This is a genomic window from Bradyrhizobium sp. C-145, from assembly GCF_023375135.1.
Lineage (GTDB): Bacteria > Pseudomonadota > Alphaproteobacteria > Rhizobiales > Xanthobacteraceae > Bradyrhizobium > Bradyrhizobium zhanjiangense.
Genome location: NZ_CP088150.1, coordinates 8,350,492 through 8,367,222, shown reverse-complemented (window position 1 = coordinate 8,367,222; position 16,731 = coordinate 8,350,492). Strand labels below are relative to the sequence as shown.

13 protein-coding genes are annotated in these 16,731 nt (G+C 62.8%); 4 read left to right on the top strand and 9 right to left on the bottom strand.

From position 1 onward, the window contains the following. Positions 1–7 precede the first annotated feature (7 nt). The 9 genes from LRP30_RS39360 to LRP30_RS39320 all read right to left on the bottom strand — a co-directional run bounded on the left by LRP30_RS39360 (position 8) and on the right by LRP30_RS39320 (position 10,084). On the bottom strand, positions 8–1,237 hold the full coding sequence (locus LRP30_RS39360; protein WP_249758269.1) for an ABC transporter substrate-binding protein: 1,230 nt from the start codon (positions 1,235–1,237) through the stop codon (positions 8–10). A 178-nt stretch (positions 1,238–1,415) separates the two neighbouring features. Beyond that, positions 1,416–2,642: an ABC transporter substrate-binding protein gene (locus tag LRP30_RS39355; RefSeq protein WP_128936674.1), complete on the bottom strand. Its 1,227-nt coding sequence runs from the start codon at positions 2,640–2,642 to the stop codon at positions 1,416–1,418. A gap of 256 nt (positions 2,643–2,898) precedes the next feature. Then, a complete protein-coding gene (locus LRP30_RS39350) occupies positions 2,899–4,125 on the bottom strand; it encodes an ABC transporter substrate-binding protein (RefSeq protein WP_128955567.1) in 1,227 nt (408 codons plus the stop codon). A 119-nt stretch (positions 4,126–4,244) separates the two neighbouring features. Next, positions 4,245–5,480, bottom strand: a complete 1,236-nt coding sequence (locus LRP30_RS39345; protein ID WP_249758268.1) for an ABC transporter substrate-binding protein — start codon at positions 5,478–5,480, stop codon at positions 4,245–4,247. A 41-nt stretch (positions 5,481–5,521) separates the two neighbouring features. Next, positions 5,522–6,541, bottom strand: coding sequence for a branched-chain amino acid ABC transporter permease (locus LRP30_RS39340; RefSeq protein WP_249758267.1), 1,020 nt, complete (start codon positions 6,539–6,541; stop codon positions 5,522–5,524). A 2-nt stretch (positions 6,542–6,543) separates the two neighbouring features. After that, positions 6,544–7,422 (bottom strand): branched-chain amino acid ABC transporter permease, encoded by an 879-nt coding sequence (locus LRP30_RS39335; protein ID WP_091890393.1) that lies wholly within the window; start codon positions 7,420–7,422, stop codon positions 6,544–6,546. Between the two features lie 221 nt (positions 7,423–7,643). Further along, positions 7,644–8,357: an ABC transporter ATP-binding protein gene (locus LRP30_RS39330; protein ID WP_091890390.1), complete on the bottom strand. Its 714-nt coding sequence runs from the start codon at positions 8,355–8,357 to the stop codon at positions 7,644–7,646. Further along, positions 8,354–9,151, bottom strand: a complete 798-nt coding sequence (locus tag LRP30_RS39325) for an ABC transporter ATP-binding protein (RefSeq protein WP_091890387.1) — start codon at positions 9,149–9,151, stop codon at positions 8,354–8,356. Before LRP30_RS39325 ends, LRP30_RS39330 begins: the two co-directional genes overlap by 4 nt. A 66-nt stretch (positions 9,152–9,217) precedes the next feature. Beyond that, complete coding sequence (locus tag LRP30_RS39320; RefSeq protein ID WP_164934744.1) at positions 9,218–10,084, bottom strand: IclR family transcriptional regulator; 867 nt, start codon at positions 10,082–10,084, stop codon at positions 9,218–9,220. 130 nt (positions 10,085–10,214) lie between these two features. Here LRP30_RS39320 and LRP30_RS39315 point away from each other — a divergent pair, with 130 nt between their 5' ends. The 4 genes from LRP30_RS39315 (at position 10,215) to pimC (ending at position 16,578) form a co-directional block, all read left to right on the top strand. Then, positions 10,215–12,311 (top strand): 3-hydroxyacyl-CoA dehydrogenase NAD-binding domain-containing protein, encoded by a 2,097-nt coding sequence (locus tag LRP30_RS39315; protein ID WP_249758266.1) that lies wholly within the window; start codon positions 10,215–10,217, stop codon positions 12,309–12,311. 168 nt (positions 12,312–12,479) lie between these two features. Next, a complete protein-coding gene (gene pimA / locus LRP30_RS39310; RefSeq protein ID WP_249758265.1) occupies positions 12,480–14,162 on the top strand; it encodes a dicarboxylate--CoA ligase PimA in 1,683 nt (560 codons plus the stop codon). Then, on the top strand, positions 14,159–15,346 hold the full coding sequence (locus LRP30_RS39305; RefSeq protein WP_249758264.1) for an acetyl-CoA C-acyltransferase: 1,188 nt from the start codon (positions 14,159–14,161) through the stop codon (positions 15,344–15,346). Before pimA ends, LRP30_RS39305 begins: the two co-directional genes overlap by 4 nt. A gap of 41 nt (positions 15,347–15,387) precedes the next feature. Continuing rightward, on the top strand, positions 15,388–16,578 hold the full coding sequence (gene pimC / locus LRP30_RS39300; protein WP_249758263.1) for a pimeloyl-CoA dehydrogenase large subunit: 1,191 nt from the start codon (positions 15,388–15,390) through the stop codon (positions 16,576–16,578). Positions 16,579–16,731: the final 153 nt, after the last annotated feature.

The window sequence follows — 16,731 nt, the reverse complement described above, 5'->3', positions numbered from 1 at the left end:
CAGGCTGCTAGCCGCCGGCGTCGGCGCTGATCACCTCGCCGAACAGTTCCCAGCGCTCGCCCTTGAACTTCTCGAGGCGGAGCTGGCTGATTGGCGCAAAGTCGTTCGACCCGGTGTTGATCTGGATACCCGGCAGCAGCGCCTCCGTGCGGAAGTTCTTCAGGCTGGCGGCCTGCTTCATGATGTTCTCGCGCGTGAGATTATCGCCGCACTGCTTCAGCACCTGAACCAGCGTCTGCGCCACCGCGTAGCCGACGATGGTGCCCTTGTCGAGCTTGTCGCCGTCGGGGAAGTACTTGGTCATGAAGGCCAGAAACTCCTTCATGCCGGCATCGTTGCTCCATTCCGGATCCGACACGTCCTTCAGATAGTCGGCCGAGATGATGTCCTGGCCGTTCTCGAAGCCAGCGGGCTTCATCACGCTGCCGACGGAGGCCGAGACGTTGTTGAGGAAGTGCAGCGGCTTCCAGCCGATCTCGGCGTTCTTCTTGATCGCTTGCGCGGCGAATTTCGGCGTCGTGATGTTCATGAAGACGTCGGCACCGGTCGACTTCATCTTGACGATGTGGCTGTCGATGGTCGGCTCGGAGGTCTCGTAGCTCTCCTCGATGACGATCATCGAAGCGGCTTTCGCCCCTAGGCCGTCCTTGAGGCCCTTCAGATAGTCCTTGCCGTAGTCGTCGTTCTGGTAGAGCACGGCGATCTTGGCATCCGGCTTGTTCTTGAGCAGCCACTTCGCGTAGATCTGCGTCTCGCTCTGGTAATTGGGCTGCCAGCCCATCGTCCAGGGGAAGTTCTGCGGATCGTTCCATTTGGTGGCGCCGGTGGCGACGAACAGCTGCGGTACCTTCTTCGAGTTCATGTATTTCTGGATCGCCGAGTTCGGCGGCGTGCCGAGCGAGTTGAAGATGAACAGCACCTCGTCACTCTCGACCAGCTTGCGCGCCTGCTCCACCGTCTTCGGCGGCGAATATGCGTCATCGTAAGAAATGAAATTGATCTTGCGGCCGTTGATGCCGCCCTCGTCGTTGATCTTCTTGAAATAGGCGGCTTCGGTCCGCCCGATGATGCCGTAGGCGGAGGCCGGTCCGCTGTAGGGCATGATGTTGCCGATCTTGATCTCGGTGTCGGTCGCGCCGGTATCGTATTTTTTCTGGGCCGATGCGGTGGAGGCCGAGGCCGCAATGAGCGCTAGCGCCAGTGACGCGGCCGCAAGTTTGCCGGTGACAGCAGGCATTCCAATCTCCCTATTTTCTTGATGTGTGCGTCCTTCTTCTTGGCCTGATCGTTTTTGGTGACGCAGCCCGCAATTCAATACGATTTGCCCAAGAGCTTCAAGGAAAAGCCCCTGCGGCAAGGCCGCAGGGGCTTCGTCTTTAGTCGATCGGGGGTACGTCTTTAGCGATTGGTTAAGATCAGCCGCCGACGTCGCCGCTCAAGATGTCACCAAATCGCTCCCAATGCTCGCCCTTGAAGCGGATCAGTTGCAGCTGCGAGAGGGGCGCGAAATCGGTGGCCGAGGTGTTGACCTTGATGCCCGGCAACAGGCCGGCCGGCTCGTAGTCCTTGATATTGGCGGCCTGCTTCATGATGTTTTCGCGGGTCAGATTGTCGCCGCAGGATTTCAACACGTGCACCAGGCCTTGCGCGACGATGTAGCCGTACATCACCGAGGCATCGGCGCGGTTGGCTTCCGGATAGTACTTATCCAGGAATTCGTTCCAGGCGATCATCGCCGGATCGCTCTTCCATTGTGCGTCGGTCGGGTCCTTGAAATATTGCGAGGAGATGATGTCCTGGGCGTTCTCGAAGCCGGCCGGCTTGATCACGCTGCCGATCGAACCCGATACGTTGTTGAGGAAGTGCAGCGGCTTCCAGCCGATCTCGGCATTCTTCTTGATTGCCTGTGCCGCGAATTTCGGCGTCGTGATGTTGAAAAACACGTCGGCGCCAGTCGCCTTCATCTTGACGATGTGGGAGTCGATGGTCGGCTCCGATACCTCGTAGCTTTCCTCCACCACGATCATCGAGGCCTTGGCGCCGAGCCCGTCCTTGAAGCCCTTCAGATAGTCCTTGCCGTAATCGTCGTTCTGGTAGAGCACGGCGATCTTGGCGTTCGGATGGTTCTTCAGGATGTACTTGGCGTAGATGATCGACTCGCTCTGGTAGTTGGGCTGCCAGCCCATGGTCCAGGGGAAGTCCTTCGGATCGTTCCATTTGGTGGCGCCAGTGGCGACGAACAGCTGCGGCACCTTCTTCTGGTTCATGTATTTCTGGATCGCGGTGTTCGGCGGTGTGCCGAGCGAGTTGAAGATCAGCAGCACCTCGTCGCTCTCGACGAGCTTGCGCGCCTGCTCCACCGTCTTCGGCGGCGAGTAGGCGTCGTCATAGGTGACGAAATTGATCTTGCGGCCGTTGATGCCGCCCTCGGCGTTGATCTTGCGGAAATAGGCCTCCTCGGTCTTGCCGATCACGCCGTAAGCGGAGGCTGGCCCGCTATAGGGCATGATGTTGCCGATCTTGATTTCGGTGTCGGATGCGCCGGTGTCGTATTTCTTCTGCGCCAGGGCTGTCGTGGACAGGGTGGCAGCCAGCACGAGGGCAGCCGAGAAGGCCCCCAATCGCACATGCATTGCAGGCATCTTGATCTCCCTAGGTAGGTTTGAATGTGCCGTGTTCTTGATCGGAAGCGATCGTTGCGCGTCGCTCTGGTAAGCATTCAATACCCTTCCCGGGCGGCCAGCAAGGAGAACGCCCCGCCGGAGCTGCTGCCGCGAGGCGATCTTTTTTGAGAGGACGTGGAATATTCCGGCGCTTGAGATGGGATGCGCCGTTAACCAGCTGCGCGGAAGTTGTCTTGTTAAATGTAGACTATTTTGAGTTGCGCGCTTGCGACGCTCAGTGTCCGATCTCGCTGGAGATGATGTCGCCGAACAGCTCCCACTTCTTGCCCTTGAAGCGCATCATCTGGAGCTGCTCGATCGGAGCGAAATTGTCCGGCGCGGTGTTGATCTCGATCCCGGGCAGCAGCGTATCGGGTTCGAAATCCTTCAGGCTCGCGGCCTGCTTCATGACGTTCTCGCGAGTGAGGTCGTCGCCGCACATTTGCAGCACCTTCACCATGGTCTGCGCGGCGGCATAGCCGAACACCACACCGGCATCGAGCTTGTTCGCCTTGGGCGCGTACTGGGCGAGGAAGTTATAGAACTTCTTCATGCCGTCATCGGCGTTCCACTGCGGGTCGGAGCCGTCCTTGGTATAGCTCGCCGACAGGATGCCTTGCGAGATCTCGAGGCCCGCCGGCTCGATCACGCCGCCGACCGAGGCCGAGACGTTGGAGATGATGTGCATCGGATGCCAATTGATCTCCGCCGCCTTCTTGATGCCTTGCGCGGCAAATTTCGGGCTGGTGATGCTGATGAAGATGTCGGCGCCAGCCGCCTTCAGCTTTACGACGTGCTCGTCGATCGCCGGCTCGGAGGTATCGTAGGCTTCTTCCAGCACGATCATCGAGGCCTTGGACCCCAAGCCGTCCCTCAATCCGTTCAGATAGTCCTTGCCGAAATCGTCGTTCTGATAGAGCACGCCGATCTTTCCGTCCGGCTTCTCCTTCATGATGTATTTGGCGTAGATCCGCGCCTCGCTGACGTAGCTCGGCTGCCAGCCCATGGTCCAGGGATATTGCTTGGGATCGTTCCACTTGGAGGCGCCGCTCGCCACGAACAATTGCGGCACCTTCTTCTCGTTCATGTACTTGCGGATTGCGCTGTTGGTGGAGGTGCCGAGCGAGCCGAAGATCAGCAGCACCCCGTCGTTCTCGACCAGCTTGCGTGCCTGCTCCACCGTCTTCGGCGGCGAATAGGCGTCGTCATAGGAGATGAACTTGATCTTGCGGCCGTTGATGCCGCCCTCGGCATTGATCTTGTTGAAATAGGCCTCCTCGGTCTTGCCGATCGCGGCATAGGCGGAGGCGGGGCCGCTATAGGGCATGATGTTGCCGATCTTGATCTCGGTATCGGACGCGCCGGTGTCGTATTTCTTTTGCGCCAGCGCCTCGCTGCTCATTGCAGTGCACAACGCGAGTGCGGCAAAGAAGGCCGCAACCTGAAAACGAACGGCAGTCATTGTTCCCCTACCCCGAGTTGGATCGGCGCCGCATTGAACAAGATTGGCGCTCGGCGTCAACAAAAAGCCCCCGCGGTCGCCCGCGGGGGCTTATCGACTTGAATTATTGCGTCAGCGTGTCATTCGGAGGCGACGTCGCCGCTGATGATCTCGCCGAAAAGTTCCCACTTCTCGCCCTTGAAGCGCTGCATCTGGAGCTGCGCAATCGGGGCAAAGTCGGTGGTGCTGGTGTTGATCTTGACGCCCGGCAGCAACGTGTCCGGAGCAAAGTCCTTCAACGACGCCGCCTGCTTCATGAGGTTGGCGCGGGTCAGATCGTCACCGCACAGTTCCAGGACCTTGGCCAGAGTCGACGCTGCGCCATAGCCGTAGACCATGGCGGTGTCGGTCTTGTCGGCACCCGGCATGTACTTGTCGACGAATTCGTTCCACTTCTTCATGCCGGGGTCGTTGTTCCACTGCGGATCCGTCGAGTCCTTGGCATAGGCAGCCGACAGCACGCCCTGAGCGTTCTCGAAGCCAGCCGGCTTCATCACGCTGCCGACCGAGATCGACACGTTGGTGAGGATCTGGAGCGGTTTCCAGCTGAGCTCGGCGGTCTTCTTGATGGTCTGGGCCGCGAACTTCGGCGTCGCATAGATCAGCAGCACGTCGGGATTGGCGGCCTTGATCTTGACGATATGGCCGTCGATCGACGGCTCGGACACCTCATAGCTCTCTTCCATGATGATCATGGACGAGGCCTTGGCACCGAGGCCGTCCTTGGTGCCCTTGAGGTAGTCTTTGCCGAAATCGTCATTCTGGTAGAGGATCGCGATCTTGGCGTCCGGCTTTTCCTTCATTAGCCATTTCGCATAGATCTGCGCTTCGCTCTGGTAGGAGGGCTGCCAGCCCATGGTCCAGGGGAAGTTCTTCGGGTCGTTCCACTTGGTGGCGCCGGTGGCGACGAACAGCTGCGGGATCTTCTTGGCGTTCAGGTATTTCTGGATCGCGCTGTTCGACGGCGTACCGAGCGGGTTGAACACGGCCAGCACCTCGTCGCTCTCGACGAGCTTGCGGACCTGCTCGACCGCCTTCGGCGGCGAATAGGCATCGTCATAGGTGACGAAGTTGATCTTGCGGCCGTTGATGCCGCCCTTGTCGTTGATCATCTTGAAATAGGCTTCTTCGGTCTTGCCGATGATGCCATAGGCCGACGCCGGACCGCTGTACGGCATGATGTTGCCGATCTTGATCTCGGTATCGGACGCGCCGGTGTCGTATTTCTTTTGGGCGAGTGCAGCGCCGGAGGTGAGGGCAATGGCCGCCGTTGCCGTGACCAGCGCGGCGGCTCGCAGTGTTCTTCCAAAAAGCAATTCGGTCTCCTTCGTTAAACGACTGTCGTGATGAGAGGTATTCAGGTCTTTCTGAGCTTGCCGGAAAGTTGCTGGCCCAGGATCGCGAGCTGCCTTGCGCCATGCGGCACGAGGTAGATGACGAGGAACAGGAGCACGCCGAACACAGCGCCGGAGAGGCCTTTGGAGATGCCCTCCGCGATGTTCGGCACGAAGATGATGAAGGCCGCGCCGACGAACGAGCCGGGCAGCCAGCCCACGCCGCCGACGACCATGCCGAGGAACAGCGAGATCGCGAGGTTGATCGTGAAGCTGTCCGGCGCCACAAACTGCACCGCGATCGCCCCCAAAGCGCCGGCGATGCCGGTGATGCCGGCGGACACGCCAAACGCCAGCGTCTTGTAGAGCGCGACGTTGACGCCCATCGAGGACGCCGCGATCTCGTTGTCGCGGATCGCCATGAAGGCGCGTCCCGAGCGGGAGCGCAGCAGGTTCACCGAGAAGATGTAGATCGCGAGCGTGACCGCAAGCGTGAAGTAATAGAGCCACATGTCCTGCGACATTGGCAGCCCGAACGGCGCGTCCGGCTTGGTGACGACGAGGCCCTGCACGCCGCCGGTCCAATGCTCGAGGAAGTTAAGCTTGAGCAGTTGCGGCATAGCTGTGGCGAGCGCGAAGGTCGCGAGCGCGAGGTAAACGCCGGAAAGCCGCAGCGCCGGCTGCCCGAACAGGAAGCCGAAGCCGAAGCAGACTACTCCGGCGATCGGCAGCGTGAGCGCGTAGTTGACGTTGAAGTACTCCATCAACACCGCGGTCGTGTAGGCGCCGACGGCATAGAAGGCGCTCTGGCCGAGCGAGAACTGGCCAGAGCCGCCGGTCAGGATGTTCAGCGCCAACACCGCAAGCCCGTAGATCAGCAGCATCGTCATCTGGAAGATGATGAAGTTTTTGACGAAGACGGGCGCGATTAGCAGCGCCGCGACCACCACCAGCGAGGTGGTCGTGCCCAGCGTCATGGCCCGCTTCGGAACGGCTTCGACCGTCTCGTGGCCTTCCGCGACGACTTCTTCTGCTGCGCTCATGATCAAACTCGCTTGACGATGTGCCGGCCGAACAGGCCAGCGGGTTTGACGACCAGGACGGAAATGATCAGCGCAAGCGCGATCGGAAGTTTTAGTTCATTGCCGACGCCGGGAATGTAGGTGCCGACGAGGTTTTCGAAGATGCCCATCAGGAAGCCGCCGACCACAGCGCCGAACGGGCTCGACAGACCGCCCAGCACCGCCGCAGCAAAGCCATAAAGCAGGACGCCGACCATCATGTTGGGCTCCAGGAACACGACCGGCGCGATCAGCATGCCGGCAATCGCGCCGATGGCAGAAGCCATGCCCCAGCCGAGTGCGATCATCCAGCTCGTGTTGATGCCGACGAGCCGCGCCGATTCAGGTAGCGAGGCGGCCGCCCGCATTGCGAGCCCGATCCGCGTGTACTGAAAGAAGAAGTAGAGCGCGACCAGGAGCAGCAGGGTGACACCGATCATGCCGGCCTGGTGGGTCGAGATCAGCTGACTACCCAGGAACGGCGAGGAGCCGAACGGGGTCGGGTACTGCTTGATGGTAAAATCCCAGATCAGGCCGGCCGAGGAGTTGATGATGGCGAACAGCGCGATGAAGCCGGCGACATTGGTCAGGATCGGCGCCTTGGCGAGCGGCTTGAACAGGATGCGCTCGATGGCGATGCCGCCTGCGAACGCGAAAGCCAACGTAAGGACGAAAGCGACCCAATAGGGCACGCCCCATTGCATCAACTGCCAGGAGATGAACGTCGAGAACATCGCCATCTCGCCTTGCGCGAAGTTGAGATGGTCGATCGCCTGGTAGATCATGACCACGGCGAGCGCCATGCAGGCATAGATCGCGCCGGTGGCAATTCCGGCCAGGACCTGGTTGGTGAACAGCTCCATTGTCCCGGCTCCCTAAAACTTGCCCGATGTGATGTGAACTGCGACGGCGTCGTAGGTCCACCTCTCCCTTAGGGAGAGGTCGCGCCGAAGGCGCGGGTGAGGGGTCTTGGTCTCACGGTGAAGCTGCGGCCCCTCACCCGATTTGCTGCGCAAATCGACCTCTCCCCTGCGGGGAGAGGTATGCGGAGAGCGCGGATAATTCATTGCCATCATCCGCTCCCTCAGTAACCCAGATAGGATTTGCGGATTTCTTCGTTGTTCGCGATGTCCTTGGCTTTGCCCGACATCACGATGCGCCCGGTCTCGATCACATAGGCATGGTCGGCGAGTTCGAGCGCGAGCTGGGCGTTCTGCTCGACCACCAGGATCGTGACCTTGTCCTCGCGGTTGATCTTGCCGAGGATGCCGAAGAGGTCGCGGACCACCAGCGGCGCAAGGCCGAAGGAGGGCTCGTCGAGCAGCATCAGCCGTGGCCTCAGCATCAGCGCGCGGGCCACCGCGAGCATCTGCTGCTCGCCGCCGGACAGCGTGCCGGCCTGCTGGGTGTGCCGCTGCTTCAGCACAGGGAAATGCGCATACATGCGCTCGATGTCGGAGACGATGCCGGCGCTGTCCTTGCGGGTAATGGCCCCGAGCTGGAGGTTCTCCTCCACCGTCATGTTGGTGAAGGTGCCGCGGCCCTGCGGCACATGGGCGATGCCGAACCGCACGATGTTCTCGGTCGAGCGGTTGTTCAGCGGCTTGCCGTCGAACTCGATGCCGCCGGTCGAGCGCACCATGTTGCAGATCGCGCGCAGCGTCGTGGTCTTACCGGCGCCGTTGGCACCCAGCAGCGTCGTCAGCGAGCCCTCGTTGAGCGAGAAGGACAGGCCATGGAGCGCCTGGACCTGGCCGTAATAGGCGCGCAGGTCCTTGACGTTGAGCAGCGTCGTCATTGGTCCTTGCTCCCGAGATAGGCCTTGATGACGTCCGGGTCCGCCTGCACCTGGGCAGGCGTGCCTTCCGCGAGCTTCTTGCCGAAATTGAGCGCGACAACGTGGTCGGCGATCGACATCACGAGGCCCATGTGGTGCTCGACCAGCAGCACGGTCATGTGGCGATCGTCGCGAATGCGGCGAATGAGATCGCCGAGCACATAGACCTCTTCGTGATTGAGGCCGCCGGCCGGCTCGTCGAGCAGCAGGATCTTCGGGTCGGCCGCCAGCGCACGGGCCAGCTCGACGCGCTTCTGTGTGCCGAAGGGCAGGCCGGAGACGACAGTGTGGGCGACATTCTCGAGGTCGAGATAGGCAAGGATCTCGTGCACCTTCTTGTTGACGCTGGTTTCGCTGCGCCGGACCCAGGCCAATTTCAGGGAGTCGCTGACGATGTCGCTGGAGGTCTTCGAATGGGCGCCGACACGGACATTGTCCATCACCGACAAATTCGGAAACAGCGCCACGTTCTGGAAGGTGCGGCCGATGCCGATCTCGGCGATCCGGTGCGGCGGCCGCGACAGGATGCTCACGCCTTCCATCAGGATGTCGCCGGACGACGGCTGGTAGAGCCGCGAAAGGCAGTTGAAGAGCGTGGTCTTGCCGGCGCCGTTGGGGCCGATCAATCCGAGGATCTGTCCCTTATGCATGTCGAAGGACACGCCGTTGAGCGCGATGATGCCGCCGAACACGACGCTGACGTCGCGAACCGCGAGCAGGGGCGATGTCCCCCGCGCGAGCTGTGCCTGCGTCATCTCGTCTCGCCCACACTGAGCAGTGGGCGAAGGGGCGATGCGGACCGCTCCCGATGATGACAAAGGCTATCTGAATCCCTCGGCCACACGCGCAACTTTTCCTCCTGATTTCAGCTTTTTGCTGACGTCTTTTTTTGAATGCGGCATCAGACCCCCGAGTGCCGCTTCGATGTTCCTTACCATCGCAAGCAGACGCGGTCCAATGTCGTTGATCAAACGCTCTTCCGTGAAACGGAATGCGGGCGCGCCGCAATTGAATGCGTAGGGGCCGGTTCCGTCATTGAGCTTGAGCGCGACGCCGGCGGCGCCGATGTCGTCGTGCCAGTCGCCGACGGAAATCGCAAAGCCGTATTTCGCCACGGTCTCGCCGGAGCGTTCCAATCCATCGCGCATCTTTGGCCAGCGGCTGCCGTAATGCTCGCGTAAGAGACGCGAGAGCTCTGCGCGATCGTCGGCGTCGAGCGCCCAGAAATAGGCGCGGCCCATCGCACTGGTTGCAATCGGCACGCGCGAACCGACGTCAAGTTGAACGCCGACCGTCTCGCTGCCGCGGCTCTGCCCGAAATAGATCATGCTGTGACGGTCGCGGCCGCCGACGGCAACCGCCCCGCCGGTCGCGCGCATCACTTCCTCGCGGAACGGCTCGGACAAATGCCGAACGCCGAGATTGGCGAGCGCGGCGTAACCAAGCGACATCGCCGCGGGTGCGAGCTGGTACTTCTCGAACCGGGGAACCGGCGTCAGATAGCCGAGCTTTGTCAACGTGTAGGTCAGCCGCGACACGGTCGGCTTGGGCAGATTTGTCCGCGCCGCGATCTCCTGATTGCCGAGAAGGCCGTCATTGGGTTGGAATGCGCGCAATACGTCCAGTCCGCGGGAAAGCGCGACGACGAAATTCCGGTCAGTCGCGGTCTTCTTTCCTGTACGCTTCATCCCTGATCTGCTTCTTGCGCGGAGTCGTTGACAACGTCCGTGCTTCAAAATAACCCTGCCGTCAAGATGCGGAATTAAATTCCGCACCGCGAAATCGAACAAAATTAAATCCCCACCAAGGAGGGACACCGTGAGCGAAGTGGTCAAGCTTGAGCGTCATGATGAAGTCGGGATCGTTACGGTCGACAGCCCTCCGGTCAATGCGCTGAGTGCCGCGGTCCGCGGCGGCATCTTGGAGTGCATCAAGGCCGCGGTCGCCGATCCCGCGATCAAGGGCATCGTTCTGACCTGCGCCGGCCGCACCTTCATTGCGGGCGCCGACATCACCGAATTCGGCAAGCCGCCGAAGCCGCCCGCCCTCAACGACGTGCTGTCCGAGATCGAGAATTCGCCGAAGCCAGTGGTCGCCGCGATCCACGGCACCGCGCTCGGCGGCGGCCTCGAGGTCGCGCTCGCCTGTCATTACCGCGTTGCGGTGAAAGAGGCCAAGCTCGGCCTGCCCGAGGTGAAGCTTGGCCTGTTGCCGGGCGCCGGCGGCACCCAGCGCCTGCCGCGCGCGGTAGGACCGGAACTCGCGGTCAAGATGATCGTCGGCGGTGATCCCATTGGTGCTGCGGAAGCGCTCAAGAACGGCTTGATCGAGGAGATCATCGAAGGCCCGGCCTCGGGCGGCGAAGCCTTCGTGCGCAAGCTGCTGGCCGAGAAGCGCCCGCTGCGCCGCCTGCGTGACGACGATTCCAAGCTCGCGGCGGCCAAGGCCGACCGTTCGATCTTCACCAATGCCGTTGCGGCCATGACCAAGAAGTCGCGCGGCCTGGAAGCGCCGTTCGCGGCGGCCGACGCCGTCGGCTACGCCATTGACCTACCGTTCGACGAAGGTCTGAAGAAGGAGCGCGAGGGATTCCTCAAGCTCGTCGCCAGCGACCAGTCCAAGGCGCAGCGCTATGCCTTCTTCGCCGAGCGCGAGGCTGCCAAGATCGCGGGTGTCCCCGAGGGGACCAAGTCGCGCTCGGTCAACCGTGTTGCCATTCTCGGCGCCGGCACCATGGGCGGCGGCATTGCTATGTCGTTTGCCAATGCCGGCATCCCCGTCACCCTGATCGAGACCGGCGAGGAGCAGCTCAAGCGTGGCATGGGCGTCATGCAGAAGAACTGGGAAGCCACCGCGGCGCGCGGCGGCATCCCGGCCGATGCACCCGCCAAGCGCATGGCTTTGATCAACGGCGTCGTTGGCATCGAGAATGTCGGCGATGCCGACCTCGTCATCGAGGCCGTGTTCGAGACCATGGCGGTGAAGAAGGAAGTGTTCGGCAAGCTTGACCAGTACGCCAAGCCGGGCGCGGTGCTCGCCTCCAACACCTCGTATCTCAACATCGACGAGATCGCCAAGTCGACCAAGCGTCCGCAGGACGTTTTGGGCATGCACTTCTTCTCGCCGGCCAACGTCATGAAGCTCTGCGAGATCGTGCGCGCCGACAAGACCGCGCCGGACGCACTGGTGACTGCCGTCACCATCGCGCGCAAGATCGCCAAGGTGCCGGCCGTGGTCGGCGTCTGCGACGGTTTTGTGGGTAACCGCATGCTCGCCCAGCGCGGCAAGCAGTCGGAGAAGCTGCTGTTTGAAGGCGCGCTGCCGCAGCAGGTCGACGCCGTCGTGACCAAGTTCGGCATGCCGATGGGGCCGTTCGCGATGGGCGACCTCGCCGGCCTCGACATCGGCTGGCGCTCGCGGAAAGATCGCGGCATCAAGTCGGAGATCGCGGACGCGTTGTGCGAAGCCGGCCGCTTCGGCCAGAAGACCGGCAAGGGCTACTACAAATACGAGGCAGGCTCGCGCGCGCCGCTGCCGGATCCCGAGGTCGAGAAGCTGATCGACGAGACGCTTGCCCGGCTCGGTCGCAAGAAGCGCGCCGTCAGCGACGAGGAGATCCTCGAGCGCATGATGTATCCGATGATCAACGAGGGCGCGAAGATCCTCGAGGAGGGCATCGCGGCGCGTCCCTCCGACATCGACGTGGTCTGGCTCTACGGCTATGGCTGGCCGATCTACCGCGGCGGCCCGATGTTCTGGGCCGACAGCGTCGGCCTCAAGCACATCGCCGATCGTCTGGCCTTCTACGCCAAGGAGACCAACGACCCCAGCCTCGAGCCCGCACCGCTGCTGAAGAAGCTCGCCGCGGAGGGCAAGACGTTCGCGTCACTGGCGGCGGCGTCGAAAGCGGCGTGATGGGGGCTTGCACTCTCGGCGTCATTCTCCATTGCGCAATTGCGCAACGTAGATGGCCCGCAGGGCCAGGCCCGGAATCCATCTCGCCGCTGAGTGCGCTGCCAAATGAATTCCGGGCTCGCCCTTCGGGCGTCCCGGAATGACGGTTCATGTGGTTTCAAGGAAGCAATGACCCATCCCGGCGAACAGTTTTATCCCGATGGCGTGCGGTGGGACGACACCATCGTCCAGGGCACGCTCCCGGACTTGCTCGCAAAGGCCGCCGCTGACTACGGTCCGCGCACCGCGCTGGAGTTCCGAGACCGTCCGATCAGTTACACCGAGCTCGCCGCGATGGCCGAGCGCGCTGCCGCGGCGTTCCTGCGCGCCGGCTGTGGCAAGAACTCTTCCGTCGCGCTGTTCCTCGGCAACACGCCCGATCATCCCGTCAATTTCTTCGGGGCGCTCAAGGCCGGCGCCCGCGTCGCGCATCTGTCCCCGCTCGACGGCGAGATCGCGCTGACGCACAAGGTGTCAGACTCAGGCTCGCGCCTGCTGGTCACCTCCAACCTCGCAGCGCTGCTGCCGACGGCGCTGAAATTTTTGGAGAAGGGGCTGATCGATCGCCTGGTCGTCTGCGAGGACGATGATTGGGGCAAGGTCGGTACGCCGCAGGCCGCGATCCCCAGGGATCCCCGCATCGTCACGTTCAAAGCCTTCGTCGAGGGCGCGGCCGCGCCGGCAGAGTGGCCATCCGTCACGGCCGACGACGTCGCGCTGCTGCAATATACCGGCGGCACCACCGGTCTGCCCAAGGGCGCCATGCTCACACACGGCAATCTCACCTCCGCGGTGTCGATCTACGACGTCTGGGGCAAGCCGGCGCGCGCCGCGCGCGGCGATGTCGTCGAGCGCGTGATCTGCGTGCTGCCGCTGTTCCACATCTATGCGCTCACCGTCGTGCTCTTGTCCTCGCTCCGCCGCGGCAATCTGATCTCGCTGCATCAGCGCTTCGACGTCGAAGCCGTGATGCGCGACATCGAGGTCAAGCGCGCGACATATTTTCCGGGTGTGCCGACGATGTGGATTGCGATCGCCGCGCTGCCCGATCTCGACAAGCGCGACTTCTCCTCGCTTGTCAGCATCGGCTCCGGCGGTGCGCCGTTGCCGGTGGAGATCGCGAATTTCTTCGAGCGCAAGGTCGGCAAGAAGCTGCGCAGCGGCTGGGGCATGACCGAGACCTGCTCGCCCGGCACCGGCCATCCGCCTGTCGGCCCGGACAAGCCCGGCTCGATCGGCCTGATGCTGCCCGGCATCGAGCTCGACGTCGTCGCGCTGGACGATCCGAGACGCGTGCTGCCGCCGGGCGACGTCGGCGAGATCCGCATCAAGGGCCCGAACGTCACCAAGGGCTACTGGAACAAGCCGGAGGGATCGACTGATGCCTTCGTCGACGGCCGCTTCCTCACCGGCGACATCGGCTACATGGATGCGGACGGCTATTTCTTCCTGGTCGACCGCAAGAAGGACATGATCATCTCCGGCGGCTTCAACGTCTATCCGCAGATGATCGAGCAGGCGATCTACACCATCCCTGGCGTGCACGAGGTGATTGTGCTCGGTATTCCCGATCAGTATCGCGGCGAGGCCGCAAAAGCCTTCATCAAGCTGAGGCCCGACGCAAAACCGTTCTCGCTCGACGAGCTCCGCACCCAGCTCACCGGGAAGCTCGGCAAGCATGAACTGCCGGCCGCGGTCGCATTCGTCGACGATCTGCCGCGCACGCCGGTCGGAAAGCTGTCGCGCCACGAATTGCGCCAGCAGCAGAAATCGTCACAATCCACCAAAACCGCATCAGGAGGTCGCTCTTGACCGACGCCGTCATCGTTTCCACCGCCCGCACCCCGATCGGCAAGGCCTATCGCGGCGCGCTCAACGCCACCGAGGGCGCGACCCTGCTCGGCCACGCCATCGGCGAGGCCGTCGCCCGCGCCAAGGTCGACCCCAAGGAGATCGAGGACGTTGTGATGGGCGCAGCCCTCCAGCAGGGCGCGACCGGCGGCAACATCGCGCGCAAGGCGCTGCTGCGCGCCGGCCTGCCCGTCACCGTCGCCGGCACCACCATCGACCGGCAATGTGCCTCGGGCCTGCAGGCGATCGCGCTCGCCGCACGCTCGGTGATCTTCGATGGCGTCGAGATTGCGGTCGGCGGCGGCGGCGAGTCGATCAGCCTCGTGCAGAACGACAAGATGAACGGCTTCCACGCACAAGATCCGGCGCTGCTCAAGATCAAGGGCGAGGTCTACATGCCGATGATCGACACCGCCGAGGTCGTCGCCAAGCGCTACGGCATCTCGCGCGAGAAGCAGGACGAGTATTCGCTGGAGAGCCAGCGCCGCACTGCCGCAGCCCAACAGGGCGGCAAATTCAAGGACGAGCTCGCGCCGATCACCACGCAGATGGCAGTGACCGACAAGGCCACCGGTGCGGTGTCGATGAAAGAGGTCACGCTGTCGCAAGACGAGGGTCCGCGCCCCGAGACCACGGCCGAAGGCCTTGCCGGCCTCAAGGCCGTGCGCGGCGAAGGTTTCACCATCACCGCCGGCAATGCCAGCCAGCTGTCCGACGGCGCCAGCGCCTCCGTCATCATGAGCGACAAGGAAGCTGCCAAGCGCGGCCTCAAGCCGCTCGGCATCTTCCGCGGCTTCGTCTCCGCCGGCTGCGAGCCGGACGAGATGGGCATCGGCCCGGTCTTCGCCGTGCCGCGCCTGCTCAAGCGTCACGGCCTCACCGTTGACGACATCGGCCTCTGGGAGCTCAACGAGGCCTTCGCGGTGCAGGTGCTGTATTGCCGCGACAAGCTCGGCATCGACCCCGACAAGATCAACGTCGATGGCGGCGCGATCGCGGTCGGCCATCCCTACGGCATGTCGGGCGCGCGCCTCACCGGCCACGCTCTGATCGAAGGCCGCCGCCGCAAGGCGAAGTACGCCGTCGTCACCATGTGCGTCGGCGGCGGCATGGGCGCTGCCGGGCTGTTCGAGGTGCTGCAGTAGCTGCCGTCACGACAACATAAAATCGCTCACAGGAGGATCCGATGGATCTCGCATTCACGAAAGAAGAGCAGGCGTTTCGCGAGGAAGTGCGGCAGTTCTTCCGCGACAACGTGCCGCCGGACACGCGGCGCAAGCTGGTCGAGGGCCGTCACCTCAGCAAGGACGAGATGGTGACGTGGTGGCGCATCCTCAACAAGAAGGGCTGGGGCGTCAGCCACTGGCCCAAGCAATATGGCGGCACGGGCTGGACCAGCGTGCAGCACTACATCTTCAACGAGGAGCTGCAGTCCTATCCGGCGCCGCAGCCGCTCGCCTTCGGCGTCAGCATGGTCGGCCCGGTCATCTACACCTTCGGCAACGAGGAGCAGAAGAAGAAGTACCTGCCGCGCATCGCCAACGTCGACGATTGGTGGTGCCAGGGCTTCTCCGAGCCCGGCTCCGGCTCCGACCTCGCCTCGCTCAAGACCAAGGCCGAGCGCAAGGGCGACAAATGGATCATCAACGGCCAGAAGACCTGGACCACGCTGGCCCAGCACGCCGACATGATCTTCTGCCTCTGCCGCACCGACAGCAACGCCAAGAAGCAGATGGGCATCTCCTTCATCGTGTTCTCGATGAAGTCAAAAGGCGTCACCGTGCGCCCGATCCAGACCATCGACGGCGGCCATGAGGTCAACGAGGTCTTCTTCGACGACGTCGAGGTGCCCATCGAGAATTTGATCGGTGAGGAGAACAAGGGCTGGGATTACGCAAAATTCCTGCTCGGCAATGAGCGCACCGGCATCGCCCGCGTCGGCGTCTCCAAGGAACGCATCCGCCGCATCAGGGATCTCGCCTCCAAGGTGGAATCCGCTGGCAAGCCGATCATCCAGGACCCCGCCTTCCGCGAGAAGCTCGCCGCCTGCGAGATCGAGCTGAAGGCGCTCGAGCTCACCCAGCTGCGCGTCGTCGCCGACGAGGGCAAGCATGGCAAGGGCAAGCCCAATCCGGCTTCGTCCGTGCTGAAGATCAAGGGCTCCGAGATCCAGCAGACCACCACCGAGCTCTTGATGGAAGTGATCGGCCCGTTCGCCGCGCCCTACGACGTGCACGGCGACGACGGCTCGAACGAAGCCATGGACTGGACCGCTCAGATCGCGCCGAGCTACTTCAACAACCGCAAGGTCTCGATCTATGGCGGCTCCAACGAGATCCAGCGCAACATCATCGCCAAGGCGGTGCTGGGGCTGTGATCTCCCTTCTCCCTCGCCCCGCTCTTGCGGGGAGAGGGTTGGGGTGAGGGGCCTCTCTCCGAGCTTGAGATCGTCGAGAGAGCGGTACCCCCTCACCCGGATCGCACCGGACGATGCTTCGCATCGCCGAGGCGATCCGACCTCTCCCCCGCA

Bases quoted from the DNA above. Each gene is read 5' to 3' on its own strand.
- LRP30_RS39360 (WP_249758269.1), bottom strand. From the start codon at position 1,237: ATGCCTGCTGTCACCGGCAAACTTGCGGCCGCGTCACTGGCGCTAGCG.
- LRP30_RS39355 (WP_128936674.1), bottom strand. From the start codon at position 2,642: ATGCCTGCAATGCATGTGCGATTGGGGGCCTTCTCGGCTGCCCTCGTG.
- LRP30_RS39350 (WP_128955567.1), bottom strand. From the start codon at position 4,125: ATGACTGCCGTTCGTTTTCAGGTTGCGGCCTTCTTTGCCGCACTCGCG.
- LRP30_RS39340 (WP_249758267.1), bottom strand. From the start codon at position 6,541: ATGAGCGCAGCAGAAGAAGTCGTCGCGGAAGGCCACGAGACGGTCGAA.
- LRP30_RS39335 (WP_091890393.1), bottom strand. From the start codon at position 7,422: ATGGAGCTGTTCACCAACCAGGTCCTGGCCGGAATTGCCACCGGCGCG.
- LRP30_RS39330 (WP_091890390.1), bottom strand. From the start codon at position 8,357: ATGACGACGCTGCTCAACGTCAAGGACCTGCGCGCCTATTACGGCCAG.
- LRP30_RS39325 (WP_091890387.1), bottom strand. From the start codon at position 9,151: ATGACGCAGGCACAGCTCGCGCGGGGGACATCGCCCCTGCTCGCGGTT.
- LRP30_RS39320 (WP_164934744.1), bottom strand. From the start codon at position 10,084: ATGAAGCGTACAGGAAAGAAGACCGCGACTGACCGGAATTTCGTCGTC.
- pimA (WP_249758265.1), top strand. From the start codon at position 12,480: ATGACCCATCCCGGCGAACAGTTTTATCCCGATGGCGTGCGGTGGGAC.
- pimC (WP_249758263.1), top strand. From the start codon at position 15,388: ATGGATCTCGCATTCACGAAAGAAGAGCAGGCGTTTCGCGAGGAAGTG.